15 protein-coding genes are annotated in these 12974 nt (G+C 67.8%); 8 read left to right on the forward strand and 7 right to left on the reverse strand.

Annotated features, from left to right (window positions below; genetic code table 11):
* Positions 1–36 precede the first annotated feature (36 nt).
* Positions 37–1014: a UDP-glucose 4-epimerase GalE gene (gene galE, locus FIV50_RS15110; protein ID WP_140038136.1), complete on the forward strand. Its 978-nt coding sequence runs from the start codon at positions 37–39 to the stop codon at positions 1012–1014.
* Positions 1015–1037: 23 nt separating this feature from the next.
* On the opposite strand, the gene FIV50_RS15115 is transcribed toward galE, so the two are convergent.
* Genes FIV50_RS15115 through FIV50_RS15125 form a run of 3 tightly spaced genes read right to left on the reverse strand, consistent with a single transcriptional unit; the run spans position 1038 to position 4404 of the window.
* Positions 1038–2363, reverse strand: coding sequence for an MFS transporter (locus FIV50_RS15115; protein ID WP_140038137.1), 1326 nt, complete (start codon positions 2361–2363; stop codon positions 1038–1040).
* Complete coding sequence (locus tag FIV50_RS15120; RefSeq protein ID WP_140038138.1) at positions 2360–3268, reverse strand: polysaccharide deacetylase family protein; 909 nt, start codon at positions 3266–3268, stop codon at positions 2360–2362. The genes FIV50_RS15115 and FIV50_RS15120 overlap by 4 nt, the downstream gene beginning before the upstream one ends.
* Positions 3265–4404, reverse strand: a complete 1140-nt coding sequence (locus FIV50_RS15125; protein ID WP_140038139.1) for an ROK family transcriptional regulator — start codon at positions 4402–4404, stop codon at positions 3265–3267. The genes FIV50_RS15120 and FIV50_RS15125 overlap by 4 nt, the downstream gene beginning before the upstream one ends.
* A 120-nt stretch (positions 4405–4524) precedes the next feature.
* Here FIV50_RS15125 and FIV50_RS15130 point away from each other — a divergent pair, with 120 nt between their 5' ends.
* Positions 4525–5052 carry a GNAT family N-acetyltransferase gene (locus tag FIV50_RS15130; RefSeq protein WP_140038140.1) on the forward strand — a complete coding sequence of 176 codons (528 nt, stop codon included), beginning with the start codon at positions 4525–4527 and terminating at the stop codon, positions 5050–5052.
* 20 nt (positions 5053–5072) lie between these two features.
* Here FIV50_RS15130 and FIV50_RS15135 read toward each other — a convergent pair whose 3' ends face one another.
* Positions 5073–6506 carry a gamma-aminobutyraldehyde dehydrogenase gene (locus FIV50_RS15135; protein WP_140038141.1) on the reverse strand — a complete coding sequence of 478 codons (1434 nt, stop codon included), beginning with the start codon at positions 6504–6506 and terminating at the stop codon, positions 5073–5075.
* A gap of 100 nt (positions 6507–6606) precedes the next feature.
* Here FIV50_RS15135 and FIV50_RS15140 point away from each other — a divergent pair, with 100 nt between their 5' ends.
* From FIV50_RS15140 to FIV50_RS15150, 3 genes are read left to right on the forward strand one after another with little or no spacing between them, the layout of a single operon-like run.
* Positions 6607–7074 (forward strand): Lrp/AsnC family transcriptional regulator, encoded by a 468-nt coding sequence (locus tag FIV50_RS15140; protein WP_140038142.1) that lies wholly within the window; start codon positions 6607–6609, stop codon positions 7072–7074.
* Positions 7075–7102: 28 nt separating this feature from the next.
* Entirely contained in the window at positions 7103–8509 is a 1407-nt protein-coding gene (locus FIV50_RS15145; protein WP_140038143.1) for an NAD(P)/FAD-dependent oxidoreductase, read from the forward strand.
* Complete coding sequence (locus FIV50_RS15150; RefSeq protein WP_140038144.1) at positions 8506–8868, forward strand: cupin domain-containing protein; 363 nt, start codon at positions 8506–8508, stop codon at positions 8866–8868. The genes FIV50_RS15145 and FIV50_RS15150 overlap by 4 nt, the downstream gene beginning before the upstream one ends.
* A gap of 49 nt (positions 8869–8917) precedes the next feature.
* On the opposite strand, the gene FIV50_RS15155 is transcribed toward FIV50_RS15150, so the two are convergent.
* Entirely contained in the window at positions 8918–9499 is a 582-nt protein-coding gene (locus FIV50_RS15155; protein WP_140038145.1) for a putative glycolipid-binding domain-containing protein, read from the reverse strand.
* A gap of 168 nt (positions 9500–9667) precedes the next feature.
* On the opposite strand from FIV50_RS15155, the gene FIV50_RS15160 reads away from it, so the two are divergent.
* From FIV50_RS15160 to FIV50_RS15170, 3 genes are all read left to right on the forward strand, one after another.
* Positions 9668–10177: a hypothetical protein gene (locus tag FIV50_RS15160; protein ID WP_140038146.1), complete on the forward strand. Its 510-nt coding sequence runs from the start codon at positions 9668–9670 to the stop codon at positions 10175–10177.
* A 134-nt stretch (positions 10178–10311) separates the two neighbouring features.
* Positions 10312–10995, forward strand: coding sequence for a hypothetical protein (locus FIV50_RS15165; protein WP_140038147.1), 684 nt, complete (start codon positions 10312–10314; stop codon positions 10993–10995).
* 82 nt (positions 10996–11077) lie between these two features.
* Positions 11078–11425: a hypothetical protein gene (locus FIV50_RS15170; RefSeq protein ID WP_140038148.1), complete on the forward strand. Its 348-nt coding sequence runs from the start codon at positions 11078–11080 to the stop codon at positions 11423–11425.
* On the opposite strand, the gene FIV50_RS15175 is transcribed toward FIV50_RS15170, so the two are convergent.
* Both FIV50_RS15175 and FIV50_RS15180 read right to left on the reverse strand, forming a co-directional pair.
* Positions 11400–12344, reverse strand: coding sequence for a DMT family transporter (locus tag FIV50_RS15175; protein ID WP_140038149.1), 945 nt, complete (start codon positions 12342–12344; stop codon positions 11400–11402). The two genes, FIV50_RS15170 and FIV50_RS15175, sit on opposite strands and share 26 nt — an antisense overlap.
* Positions 12341–12916 carry a TetR/AcrR family transcriptional regulator gene (locus FIV50_RS15180; protein WP_258184299.1) on the reverse strand — a complete coding sequence of 192 codons (576 nt, stop codon included), beginning with the start codon at positions 12914–12916 and terminating at the stop codon, positions 12341–12343. The genes FIV50_RS15175 and FIV50_RS15180 overlap by 4 nt, the downstream gene beginning before the upstream one ends.
* Positions 12917–12974: the final 58 nt, after the last annotated feature.

Raw genomic sequence — 12974 nt, forward strand, 5'->3', positions numbered from 1 at the left:
TGAGATACTGAACACTTCACCACCCTGAGGAGCACAATGTCCTGGATCGTGACCGGCGGCGCCGGCTACATCGGCTCGCACGTCGTTCGCGCACTGGCGGATGCGGGGCTCACGCCCGTCATCCTCGACGACCTCTCGAGCGGCGTCGCTTCGTTCGTGCCCGAGGGTGTGGCCTTCGTGCAGGGCAGCATCCTCGACCGCGAGCTCGTCGAGAAGACGCTGCGCGATCACCGCGCCGAGGGCGTCATCCACGTCGCCGGATACAAGTACGCCGGGGTCTCGGTGCAGCGTCCGCTGCACACCTACGCGCAGAACGTCGAGGGCACCCGCGTGATCCTCGAGGCGATGGAGGCCGCGGGCGTCACGAACATCGTGTTCTCGTCGTCGGCCGCCGTGTTCGGCACCCCCGACGTGGCGCTCGTCGTCGAAGACACCGCCAAGAAGCCGGCAAGCCCCTATGGGGAGTCGAAGCTGATCGGCGAATGGCTGCTGCGCGATCAGGCGATCGCGACCGCCGACTCCGACAAGCCGCTGCGCCACACGTCGCTGCGCTACTTCAACGTCGTCGGCTCGGCCGACCCGACCGTCTACGACGTGAGCCCGCACAACCTCTTCCCGATCGTGTTCGAGAAGCTCATCGCCGGCGAGACCCCGCGCATCAACGGCGACGACTACGACACCGAAGACGGCACCAACGTGCGCGACTACGTGCACGTCGGCGACATCGCCGCAGCCCACGTCGCCGCCGCGCAGCGCCTCGCCGGCGGCGAGCCGATCGAAGCGGCCTACAACCTCGGTTCGGGCGACGGCCTCAGCGTGAAGCAGATCATGGATGCTGTCGCACGCGTCACCGGCATCGACTTCACCCCCGAGATCGGCCCCCGCCGCCCCGGCGACCCCGACCGCATCGTCGCCACCGGCGAGCTCGCCGCCCGCGACCTCGACTGGAAGATGCGGTACACGGTCGATGAGATGGTGCGGACGGGCTGGGAGGCGCGTCGGGCCGCATCCTGACGTCAGAGGTCGCGAGTGCGGCCTCAGAGGTCTCGGGAGCGGATCGGGTAGAGCCAGAAGCACAGCCAGGCGAGCGCGGCGAAGACGAGCGGCACCACCGCGACCATCACGCGAATGCCGCCGTCGACCGCGTCAGGCTGCGCATCGCCGAGGGACGCATCGAAGCCGGATGCCGTGAGCACGGCCGCTGCGACGACGGCCTGCAGCACGACCGAGCCGCGCACGACGAAGCCGTTCACGCCGAAGTAGGCGCCCTCTCGTCGATGTCCGGTGCGCGTGGCATCCTCGTCGATGATCTGCGCGAGCACGACTTCGAGCAGCTGCAGCAGGCCGCCGACTCCGACGCCCACCACGACACCGACGAGCGCAGCGGCGAGCACCGTCGACGGCAGCATATAGCCGAGCATGGCGATGCCGAACACCGCGACGCTCCACAGCAGCGCCGCTCGCGGTGAGGTGCGCCGCACGATCGCGCTCCACAGCACGATCGACGGGATGGCGGTCACGAAGATCGCGCCCAGCAGCAGACTGGCCTCCCCCTCGGCGGCACCCAGCGAGTACCGCACGTAGAACGGCAGAGCGGCGAGCACGACGGCGATCGACGTCTGGATGAACAGCGAGCCGAGCACGTAGGGCACGAAAGCCCGGTTCGCGAACGTGTACTTCAGCTGGTCGCTCCACCTCATCGCCTCGGATGCCGCCTCCGGCACCCGACGCTCGATCATGCCGCCGAAGAACGACCACACCAGCAGCACGAGGCAGACGGCCGAGAGCACGATCGCCATGCCCGGCCAGCCGATCGACCCGTAGAGAGCGGGCGCGCCCGCGGTGCCGAGCACGATTCCGAGTATCGCGAAGATCTGACGGGGCACGTTGCCGCGCGCCCGCTCGTCGGTCGTGCGGAAGATCTCGGGGAACAGCGCCGAGATGTTCAGCACGACCACCACGAACGCGACGTCGTACACCGCGACCACGACCAGGAACCACGTGATCAATCCGACGGTCGGCAGCTCCGGCGGCATCCACACCAGCGCGAAAGCGACCACGAGCGGCACGATGCCGAGACCGATCCAGGGGATGCGGCGGCCCCACGGCGTGCGGATGCGGTCGGACAGCGCGCCCACGACCGGGTTGAGCACCGCGTTCAGGATGCCGTGCGCGATCATCGCCGCGGCCACCCAGGTCGGCTCGACGCCGAGATGCGTGACGTAGAAATAGACGACGAACGCCGAGAACGTCTGCGCCATGAGCTGCGTCGGGAAGCCGGATGCTCCGAACGCGATCGCCTGCGCCCTGGTGGGAGCGTCGTCGAGGCGGCGGTCGCGCAGCCGCGTCGTCATCGAGGTCATGCGCGCCGACTCCGCTGCAGATCGCGCAGGTCGCGCCACCCGACTCGCACGAGCCCTTCGTCTTCGATCGCCTGCAGCACGGCGGGATCGGAGAGCAGGCGAAGCTCGTGTCCGCGCTTGGCCGCGGCGAAGTCGACAGCCGCGCGCAGCTCATCGTCATCGACCATGGGGTGCAGGTAGATCTCGGTCACCCCGGCCGGAACCGCACGGAGCAGCGCGATGAAGCCGTCGCGGATCTGCTCGTACGATTCGCCGGGGACCTCTTCGAACGGGTGGCTCCACAGCCGGTCGATGATCTCGACGCCGAGGGAGTCGGCTGCGGCCGATGCCTCTGCGAGCTTCGTCTGCAGTGCGGCGTCGTCGCCCGTGCCCTCCATGCTCCGAGGCAGCCGGAACGGCAGTCCGCTGCGGGCGGCGAGCTCGAACACCGGGCCGAGGAAGTCCCGCCCGGTGAGCAGACCGTAGACCGATCCCATGTGGTTGTCGAGGTGCGTCACGTCGACACCGGCATCCAGCGCCGTCTGCAGCTGCGCGGCGATCTCGACGGTGACGTCGTCGACCGACGCGAGTTCTTCGATCGCGAGGACGTCAGCGGGAAAGTACCCCGCTTCGTCGACGAGCGTCGTGGCGGTGCCCGTGAGGGGTCGCCAGCGGTAGTCGGTCCACTCGCTCGTGAGCACGAGGTGCACACCGACGTCGAGGTCGGTGCGCGAGGCTGCGAATGCCATCGCCTCGGGCGCCCAGGCGCACGGCACCATCAGGGTCGTCGAGTCGATGCGTCCTGCGTCGAGCAGCTGGGTGATCGCGGTGTTGGCCGCGTGGCACATGCCGAAGTCGTCGGCATTGATGATCACGGCCCTGGCGCCAGGTGCGAGGCCGAGTCGATCTGCGAGATCTGAGGTCATCGTCGGCTCCTGTCCGAGGCGGGGAGCACCAGTGAGAACACCGACGCCCGGAGGGCGGATGCCGCCTCGCCGACCGCGCCGATGAGCGGCGCCTCCGGACCGAACGACGAGACCACCAGCGTGAGCGGCAGTTGAGGAGCGAGCTGCTCCGCGAACTCAGCTGCCGCGCGGGCGAGCGCGGGGTGCGCGGCTGTGCCGCCGAGCAGAAACGCCTCCGGGTCGATCACGAGCGCGATGCTGCCCGCGATCAGAGTGAGTCTGCGCCCCATCTCGGCGGCCATGGCGAGTGCGGCCGCGTCGCCGGACCATGCGGCGTCGAGGTGCTGGTCGATCGTCTCGTCGGGGTCGCGTCCGTGGGCGAGCGCGAGGTCGCGCACGACGGCGTCGCCGAGCACGGGAGCACCGATCGGCAGCGGACTCTGCGGCAGATACATGACCTCGCCGGCGACACCCGAGAATCCACGGTGCAGGGATCCGTCGATGACGATGCCGGCTCCGAGACCGTCGTCGAGGACCAGCAGCGCGAAGCTGCTGAGTTCTGCCCCGGTGCCTTCGGAGAGTTCGGCGAGCGCTGCGAGATTGACGTCGTTCTCGACCCGCACCGGGCATCCGAGCCGTGCGGCCAGCCCGTTCTTGAACGCACCGCCGTCTGGCCCCTGATCGTCGCGGATGCCTCCGTCGGCGGTGACGATGCCGGGGATGCCGACGACGGCGAGCAGCAGCGGCCCGTTGACCGTGCGGAGACACGCGTCGACCAGCCCGGCGATGTGCTGTACCCGGTCACCGCGCGCGGGGAATGCGGCGTGGGTCTCGGCTCGCACTGCCCCGGTCGGGTCGACCAGCGTGACATGGGCCGCGTGAGCGTCGACGTGCACGGCCGCGGCGAACCCGAGCTGCGGATGCAGTGCGACGCGCCCCGCCGCCGGTCCGCGCGTGTCACGATCGACCCCGGCCGCGGCCACGGCCGACGAGGCCTCCAGCATCCGCAGCACCTGGGTCACGGCTGTGCGCGACAGACCTGTCTCGGCGACGAGTTCAGCGCGGGTGAGTGGGCCGCGGCGCGCGAGAGTCTCGAGGATCGCGCGGCCGTTGAGCGTTCGAAGCAGGGTCTGGGGCCCCGCGAGTGGTCGTGCCAAGATGATCCCCCCGGATTCGACGTGCGGCCAGCTTGACACATCGCGTCATACGTGTCGAGTAATCCCGGGCCCCGATCTGCGACCCCTCGCGCGGTCGGACTTCGCTCCTAGAGTGGTCGGATGACGACCCTGGTGATCCGTGACGGTGCCGTGGCCGATGCCGACCAGATCGCCGAAGTGCATGTGCGCTCGTGGCAGGCGGCGTACCGCGGGCTCATCGACCAGGAGATTCTGGATGGCCTGTCGATCGCCGATCGCGCTGACGGCTGGCGACGGAACATCTCAGCTCCGCTGCCGACGATCATCGGCATCCTGGTCGCGGAGCGCGAGGGCAGGATCATCGGCTGGACGTCGTTCGGGTCGGGGCGCGAAGACGAGGGAGCTGGCGACGGTGAGATCTACGGTATCTACGCCGACCCTGCGGAGTGGTCGACCGGGGTCGGGCGCGCATTGCTCACAGAGGCCGAGCAGCGGATCACTGCCGCCGGGCACACGCGGGCCTACCTGTGGGTGCTCGACGGGAACGAGCGCGCCGACGCTTTCTACGCCAGCCACGGCTGGGAGCTCGACGGAGCGCGCAAGGTCGAGGAACGGCCGGACGTGAGCCTGCGGGAGCACCGCCGGGTCAAGACCTTCACCGACTCCTGACCGACGCCGCGGTCCTCGCTTCAGTCGAGCGCGGACATCACGTGCTTGATGCGCGTGTAGTCGTCGAAGCCGTACTGCGAGAGGTCCTTGCCGTAGCCGGAGTGCTTGAAGCCACCGTGCGGCATGTCGGAGACGAACGGGATGTGCGTGTTGATCCACACACAGCCGAAGTCGAGGTCGCGCGAGAAGCGCATCGCACGGGCGTGGTCGGTCGTCCACACCGATGACGCGAGCGCGTAGGGCACGTCATTCGCCATCTCGAGCGCCTGCTCCTCGGTGTCGAACGACTGCACGGTGAGCACCGGGCCGAAGATCTCTCCCTGCACAGCCTCGTCGTCCTGGTGCATCCCCGACACGATGGTCGCCTCGAAGAAGTAGCCCTTCTCGCCCTGACGAGCGCCACCGGTCTCGATCGTCGCGTGCGCGGGCAGGCGGTCGACGAATCCCTGCACCTGGGCGAGCTGAGCCGCGCTGCTGAGCGGGCCGTAGAGCACGCCCTCCTCGTGCGGGCCGCCGGTGCGGGCATCCGCCTTCGCCTTCTCGACCAGCGCCGCGACGAACTCGTCGTGCAGTGACGAGTGCACGAGCACGCGGGTCGCGGCGGTGCAGTCCTGCCCGGCGTTGAAGAACGCTCCGGTGACGATGCCGGATGCCGCCTTGTCGACGTTCGCATCGGGGAACACGATCGCGGGCGCCTTGCCGCCGAGCTCGAGGTGCACCCGCTTGACGTCGTTCGCCGCCGACCGCGCGACCGCCATGCCGGCGCGCACGGATCCGGTGATCGCGACCATCTGCGGGGTCGGATGCTCGACCAGCGCCACCCCTGTTTCGCGGTCGCCCAGCACGACGTTGAGCGTGCCGGCGGGCGTGTGCAGCGCGACGATCTCGGCGAGCAGCAGCGTGGTCAGCGGCGTCGACTCGGCCGGCTTCAGCACGACCGTGTTGCCTGCGGCGAGCGCCGGCGCGATCTTCCACACCGCCATGTTGAGCGGGTAGTTCCAGGGGGTCACCTGACCGATCACCCCGATCGGCTCACGGCGCACGAACGAGGTGTGCCCGGCGAGGTACTCCCCCGCTGCCCGACCTTCGAGGCTGCGGGCGGCGCCGGCGAAGAACCGCAGCTGGTCGATCGACTGCAGGATCTCGTCGGTCACGAGGCTCGCGCGCGGCTTGCCGGTTTCCTTCGACTCGAGGTCGGCGAACTCCTCGGCGCGCGCCTGCATCTCATCGGCGATGCGGAACAGCGCGAGCTGGCGGTCGGCCGGGGTCGTGTCACGCCAGAGCGGGAAGGCAGCGGATGCCGCGGCGTACGCCGCGTCGACGTCGGAAGTGTCGGAGACCGGCATCTCGCCATACGTCTCCTCGGTCACGGGGTCGATGAGCGGCATCCGCCCGTGCCCGTTCACGGGAACGTACTGTCCGCCGATGAAGTTCTGAAGAAGTTCTGTGGCCATACTCGCCATGCTAGCGATCGGATTACGAATACAGAAGAGTCAGCCTTCTTGAACGATGGAATCAGTTGCCAGATGGCGGCAATGCTGTCAATATCGACACATGAGCGCCACAGCGAAGCAGCCCGTACTCGACGACATCTCGAAGCGGATCGTCGAGCTGCTGCAGGAGGACGGCCGCCGCCCCTATGCGGAGATCGGTCGCGAGGTCGGTCTCAGCGAAGCTGCAGCCCGCCAGCGCGTGCAGCGGATGACCGAGGCGGGCATCATCCAGATCGTCGCGGTGACAGACCCGATGCAGCTCGGCTTCAACCGCATGTCGATGATCGGCATCCGCGTCACCGGCGACCCGCGGCTCATCGCCGAGGAGCTGACGAAGATCACCGAGCTCGCCTACGTCGTGGTCACGCTCGGCACCTTCGACATCCTCGTCGAGGCCGTGTGCGAGAGCGACACCCACCTGCTCGACCTGATCGCGACCCGCATCCGCACGATTCCGGGCATCACGCACACTGAGAGCCTGCTCTACGCCGGCCTCTACAAAGACCTCTACAACTGGGGCACGCGCTGAGGCGCGGGCCCGGAAACACGGAGTGATCATGGGAACCACGGTCTTCGAACGTCGCCGCCCCGCGGATGCCGTGATCGACGCCTCGCTGCGCGACACGGCTCTCAGCGTGTTCTGGCTCGATGACGTCGAGCGCGTCTCGCATCCCGCACTCACCGAGAGCATCACGGCCGACCTCGCCATCGTCGGCGGCGGGTATGCCGGTCTCTGGACCGCAGTGCGTGCCAAGGAGCGCGATCCGCAGCGACGTGTCGTGCTGCTCGAAGCGTCGCGCATCGCGTGGGCGGCCTCGGGGCGCAACGGCGGATTCTGCGAGGCGAGCCTCACGCACGGGCACGAGAACGGCGTGACCCGCTGGCCCGACGAGATCGACCGCCTCGAAGAGCTGGGGCTCGAGAACCTCGACGGCATCGAAGCGACCGTGAAGCGCTATGGCATGGACGTCGACTTCGAGCGCACCGGTCAGCTGGCCGTGGCCGTCGAGCCGCACCAGGTCGAGTGGCTGCGCGAGGAGGAGGGGTTCCTCGACCGCGAGGCCGTGCAGGCCGAGGTGCACTCCGACACGTTCCTCGCCGGCGCCTGGGAGCGCGACACGAGCGCTCTGGTGCATCCTGCGAAGCTCGGGCTCGAACTGGCCCGCGTCGCGGTCGAGCTCGGGGTCGAGATCTACGAGCACTCGCTCGTACGCGAAGTGGTGGGCGACGGGTCGAGCGCGATCACGCTCGTCACCCGCGACGGCGGACAGGTCAGAGCGGATGCCGTCGCGCTCGCCACCAACGTCTTCCCCTCGCTGCTCAAGCGCACCCGTCTGATGACCGTTCCGGTATACGACTACGTGCTGATGACCGAGCCGCTGACAGACGAGCAGCTCGCCTCGATCGGCTGGTCGAACCGCCAGGGCCTGGCCGACAGCGCCAACCAGTTCCACTACTACCGGCTCACAGCCGACAACCGCATCCTCTTCGGCGGATACGACGCGGTGTACCACTTCGGCGGCAAGGTGCGCCCCGAATACGAGGACCGTGCCGAGAGTCACCGCAAGCTCGCCTCGCACTTCTTCACGACGTTCCCGCAGCTCGAAGGGCTGCGCTTCACACACCGCTGGGCCGGGGCGATCGATTCGTCGAGCCGGTTCTGCGCGTTCTTCGGCACCGCACGCAAGGGGCGCGTGACGTACGCGACCGGGTTCACGGGCCTCGGCGTCGGCGCCGCCCGCTTCGCCGCCGACGTCATGCTCGACAAGCTGACGAGCGAGCCGACCGAGCGCACCGAACTCGCGATGGTGCGCGAGAAGCCGATCCCCTTCCCGCCCGAGCCGGTCGCCTCGATCGGCGTCAACCTCGTGCGCGCCGCGATGAACCGGGCCGATCACAACGAGGGCAAGCGCAACCTGTTCCTCAAGACGCTGGATGCGGTCGGCATGGGATTCGACTCGTGAGCGGGCTCGCTGCCGGCGCACTCGCTCCAGGAACTGGAGTGGATGCCGCGGCGCTGCCGCTCTCGCACGAACCACTGCCGGCGGACGAGGTGATCATCGGGAAGCCCACGACGGGCGCCGCCGCACTGGTGACGATCGGCGAGGTCGAGGTCGGCATCTGGGAGATGACGCCCGGCACGGCATCCGACACCGAGGTCGACGAGGTCTTCGTCGTGCTCTCAGGTCACGCCCGGATCGAGTTCGTCGACCCGCCGCTGCCCGCGCTCGAGGTCGGCCCTGGTTCTGTCGTGCGCCTGGCCGAGGGTCAGCGCACTGTATGGACGGTCACCGAGACGCTGCGCAAGGTGTACATCGCCTGAGGCGCGGGCCGTCCGCGGCACGCCTCCGCCCCTCCGGTCGGACCTTCACCTAGCGCTCTCTGATCGCGATCCCCGGATACTCGACGATGAGCCCCGAGAGGTCGTACCGCAGATCGCACGCGAAATCGAAAGTCGATGACTCGTAGTGGAACAGGATCTGCTCGCGGTCTGCCTCGATCAACGTGTAGCGCTGTTCGAGACGTTGCACGCGGAGATCGTCAGCACGGACGAACGCTGCCGGCACATCGACGCCGACTCCCTCGGTGAAGTCGAGACGGTGGAGAGGAAGCGTGTTCGTCACCGCCGACGACTCGAAATCGACGTCACAGCATCCGTCGAGATCGGGTCGCTGCTCACCGTTCGCCGTCCACCTTCCCTCCGGGTCGCGGGTCAGGGTCAGCTTGCCTTCCCCCGCGGACGTCAGATTCGAGGCACGCACGGCGACGGTTCTCCACAGCCGGTCCACCGTCACGTCGTAGCCGACCGACCACAGTGCGGCGGACTCGGATGCGGTGGTGTGTCCGGACAGTCGATGGCCGGTATCCGGATCCTCGAAGAAGGCGACCTCGAAACCGGTTCTCGCTCCGGTGTGCGTCCAGCTCGCCCCCGCCGGTGGTGTTTTCAGCCTCATGAGCGGAACCTATCAATTCCGGGATCCGCCGCGGCAGGGCAACTGCGTGGATGCGTCTCAGAGGCTGCGCAAGATCCACATCGCTGAGGCGCAAGGTCTCTGCAACCTCGGGTGGATCGTCACCGACCCCGTCGATAGTGTCGTGTGCAAAGAGCGAGGAGTGTCATCGTGTCTCAGACTTCGAGGTCGGAAGCACCATTGCAGGCGTCCTCTCTGCCCGGAGTCGAGATCATCGCTCGCGTTCGGCGTCTGCTCGTGGTCGCTCTCGCCGCTGCCGCGGGTTACTCCATCTTCATGACGAGCAACAAGGGCCACTGCCCAGGAGGCGTCGCCGCGGACGGCAGCTTCGTGGGCGCCTCCGGGAACGCGACGGACACCGCACCGACGTGCGTGACCCTCTCTCTGCAACCCAGCGCGTTGGTATTCGTCGCGATCGCCGTGATCGCTTTCGCGGCGATCACCCTGGTGCTCCGCCGTGCAGCAGACATCCCCTCAGCCCTCCGGTACCTCGACAGGGCTGCCGCCGCCATCGCGATCCTGGCGGTCACATCCGTCGTGATCAGCCAGATCTGGTTCGTGATGATCCCGATCACCGACTGGGACGGAACAGGCACGTTCTTCTACCCCTTCCCCTTCGGATCAGTGGACCTCACAACCGAACCGATGTCGGCGGGCTAGGCCCGGATGTCAGCAGCAGAGGAACAGCGTCGGGGTCACGATGAGTTGTGTCGCTTGAGCACCAGCCGCACCGACGCGCGCCCGCCTGGCTGGCTGGCCTCCCGAGGTTGAAGCCGGTCTGTCAGTATGGCGTCATGTCCGGCACCTACAAGCTCGCCCCTGTACTCGTGGCACTCGCCGTGACGGCTGCCGCGCTGGCCGGGTGCACCGCGACAGCACCAGCGGCAGTGCAGACGCCCAAGGCACCCGTTGCCACGGCTGTCGCTGAGCCGACTGCCGAGGCTCCGCCGACGGAATCTACCGAGCCGGAAACCTGCTCCGGCATGTCTCAGGTCTACGGCGACGGCGGTGGTTTGTATTGGGAGAGGCAGGGGATTCTCCGGGATCTAGGCGCACGTGAGTTCGCGCGGGGCGAGGTGACAGTCGATGAGGACGGCACTCCCGTGACCTATACCGTTGAACCTGGCGACGTCGAGGCTGTGATCGCTGAACGGCTCTGCGCGTGGCCTACCCTCGGCGAGATGAACCACGTGCGCGTGATCCAGCCCGGGCAGGTGCTCTGGCTCACCCCCAACCCCGACCTTCCCTGGGTGCCGTACTACAGCCCTGGTGACGCGCCCGCTGGGTTTCAGCAGATTCCGTATCAGCAAGCAATCGAGTCCGCGGGCAGGGCAGTTGACGCCGGTGACGTGGACACCGTACGGGCAATTTGGAACGACACCCTCAAGGGCATGTTCCTGAACCAGGAGACCATCGACGTGGTCCAAAAGGTGGTCGACTCCGGTGACCTCGGCGCGCTTCGCCAGCTCTTCTCCTGACGCTGGCTCCGGGGCGGCACGCTTCGGATGGCGGACGGCTAAGCGTTGGGTTGACCCGCCCGTCAGCTGGCAGTATGGGGCCGTGCGGATCGTCGGCAGTGCCTTCCTGGCCATCGCAGCGACGCTCATCGGACTCTTCGGAAATCTCATACTCGGCGCAGCCGGCCTCAGCTTGGCGGGTCCGGGCCTCACGGTCATCGAGTACTCGGATTCGGATGACACCGAGCGGGCGATCGGTATCGGGATGGGCGTCATCGCGCTTGTGGTCTGGCTCGTGCTGCTGCTGTCTGCCGTGTTCGTGGGGTTGAGCGGCGACCGCCCGACGCGCGAGCGGCGTGCCACGGTATGGAGCGTCGTGGGGCTCAGCATGGTGCTCGTGCTGGGGATGCTGATCGCCGTGCTGGCTACGCCGCCTCCCCTGTACCAGTAACCGCTGCCAGCGTGGCTTCGGAGGCGCGTGCGCTGTTGGTCGGTGCGAGGGCAAGGATGAGCAGTACCGCTGCGATGACGATGAGTCCTATCCAGCCGAGCATGGGGAGGCGTTCGCCGACGATGAGGACGGCGAGAACAGTGGCGATCGCAGGTTCGGTGAGCGTGACGGTGGTGGCGGTACTGGCCGGCACCTTGGTGAGGCCGTATCCGAACAGGAGGTATCCCAGGAACATGGGCACGAGCGCCATGTAGGCGCCGACGGCGATGTTGCCTGGCGAGGTCAGTAGCGGGGCACCGGTGAGGACGAGAACCGGCATGAGGAGAAGACCGCCGCCGCCGAAGACGGCACCCATGGATGCGCCCCGGCCGATGCCGTCGGAGATCAGACGATGTGATGCCCAGGAGTATGTGGAATAGGTGGCACCGGCGACAAGGCCGAGGGCGATCCCGAGGAACGTGTGCGTGGTGGAGCTGGCTTGCCCGTCGATCTTGGAGACACAGAGGAGTGTGCTGCCCAGCACTCCCAGGGCGGCCGCCAGCATCCACCAACGGCTCAGAGGTCGTTTGTCGATGAGTCGCTCCAGCATGCCGGAGGCGAGTGGGGCCGATGCGAGAGACACGACGGACCCCACGGCGACGCCGGCGGTGTGCATGGAGCTGTAGAAGGCGAGGGGGTAGATCGCGACCGCGATCGCGCCGACGATGACGGTGCGTTTCTGGAGCAGGAGCGCCTCCCGACTCGCGCGGAGCGCGGGGATGGCGATCACGGCTTGCAGGAGTCCTCCGATGCCGAGTGCTGCCGCCCCGATCGCGAGGGGGCCGACATCGGGCGCGAACGTAGCCGCGGTGCCCGTCGTACCCCACAGAAGCGACGTGACCGTGATGGCTGCGAGCCCTGCGAGACGCCCGCTGTTCATAGGTCGTCGATCAGCCCCGCGGCGAGCTGCTTCGCCTGTTCCAGCCTGCGAGACGTGCCTTCGAGCCCTGCACGTGTCATCGCACCTTCGAGAAGGAAGGAACAGTGCTCAGCCAGACGCGCAGCATCGTCAGGTGTGGTCACACGGCGCAGTTGAGCGAGGAGGATCTGCTCCACCTGTTCTTTGTGACCTCGCACCGAGTCCCGCCCGGGCGAGTTCACAGGGAGTTCGGCTGCGGCGTTGAGGAGCCCGCATCCGCGGAAACCGTGCTCGTATCCGAGGTCGGCGTGATCGATGTAGGCGTCGAAGACGGCCAAGACGGCTGCCTTCGGGTCCGGCGAATCGCCGACCCGGTGCGCGTACAGACCCAGCCACTCCTGGTGGCGTGCCTCGATGTAGGCGAGCATCAGCTCGTCTTTCGACGAGAAGTTGTTGTAGAGACTCATCCGCGCCACGCCCGCTGCGGCGGTGATCGCGTTGATTCCCGTGGCGGCGATTCCGTCGGCATAGAACAGGCGAGCGGCCGCGTGCAGCAACCGCGTCCGCGCTGTGGCGTCCTCTGACACCGTCATGGTCATCCTTCCACTAGGTAGATCAGTCTACCTAGTGGAAGCGGGCATCACCATCGCA

The organism is Microbacterium foliorum (genome assembly GCF_006385575.1).
Lineage (GTDB): Bacteria > Actinomycetota > Actinomycetes > Actinomycetales > Microbacteriaceae > Microbacterium > Microbacterium foliorum_B.

Coding starts and splice junctions, on each gene's coding strand:
- FIV50_RS15135 (WP_140038141.1), bottom strand. CDS start 6,506: ATGGCCACAGAACTTCTTCAGAACTTCATCGGCGGACAGTACGTTCCC.
- FIV50_RS15120 (WP_140038138.1), bottom strand. CDS start 3,268: ATGACCTCAGATCTCGCAGATCGACTCGGCCTCGCACCTGGCGCCAGG.
- FIV50_RS15145 (WP_140038143.1), top strand. CDS start 7,103: ATGGGAACCACGGTCTTCGAACGTCGCCGCCCCGCGGATGCCGTGATC.
- FIV50_RS15155 (WP_140038145.1), bottom strand. CDS start 9,499: ATGAGGCTGAAAACACCACCGGCGGGGGCGAGCTGGACGCACACCGGA.
- FIV50_RS15175 (WP_140038149.1), bottom strand. CDS start 12,344: ATGAACAGCGGGCGTCTCGCAGGGCTCGCAGCCATCACGGTCACGTCG.
- FIV50_RS15140 (WP_140038142.1), top strand. CDS start 6,607: ATGAGCGCCACAGCGAAGCAGCCCGTACTCGACGACATCTCGAAGCGG.
- galE (WP_140038136.1), top strand. CDS start 37: ATGTCCTGGATCGTGACCGGCGGCGCCGGCTACATCGGCTCGCACGTC.
- FIV50_RS15165 (WP_140038147.1), top strand. CDS start 10,312: ATGTCCGGCACCTACAAGCTCGCCCCTGTACTCGTGGCACTCGCCGTG.
- FIV50_RS15180 (WP_258184299.1), bottom strand. CDS start 12,916: ATGACGGTGTCAGAGGACGCCACAGCGCGGACGCGGTTGCTGCACGCG.
- FIV50_RS15130 (WP_140038140.1), top strand. CDS start 4,525: ATGACGACCCTGGTGATCCGTGACGGTGCCGTGGCCGATGCCGACCAG.
- FIV50_RS15115 (WP_140038137.1), bottom strand. CDS start 2,363: ATGACCTCGATGACGACGCGGCTGCGCGACCGCCGCCTCGACGACGCT.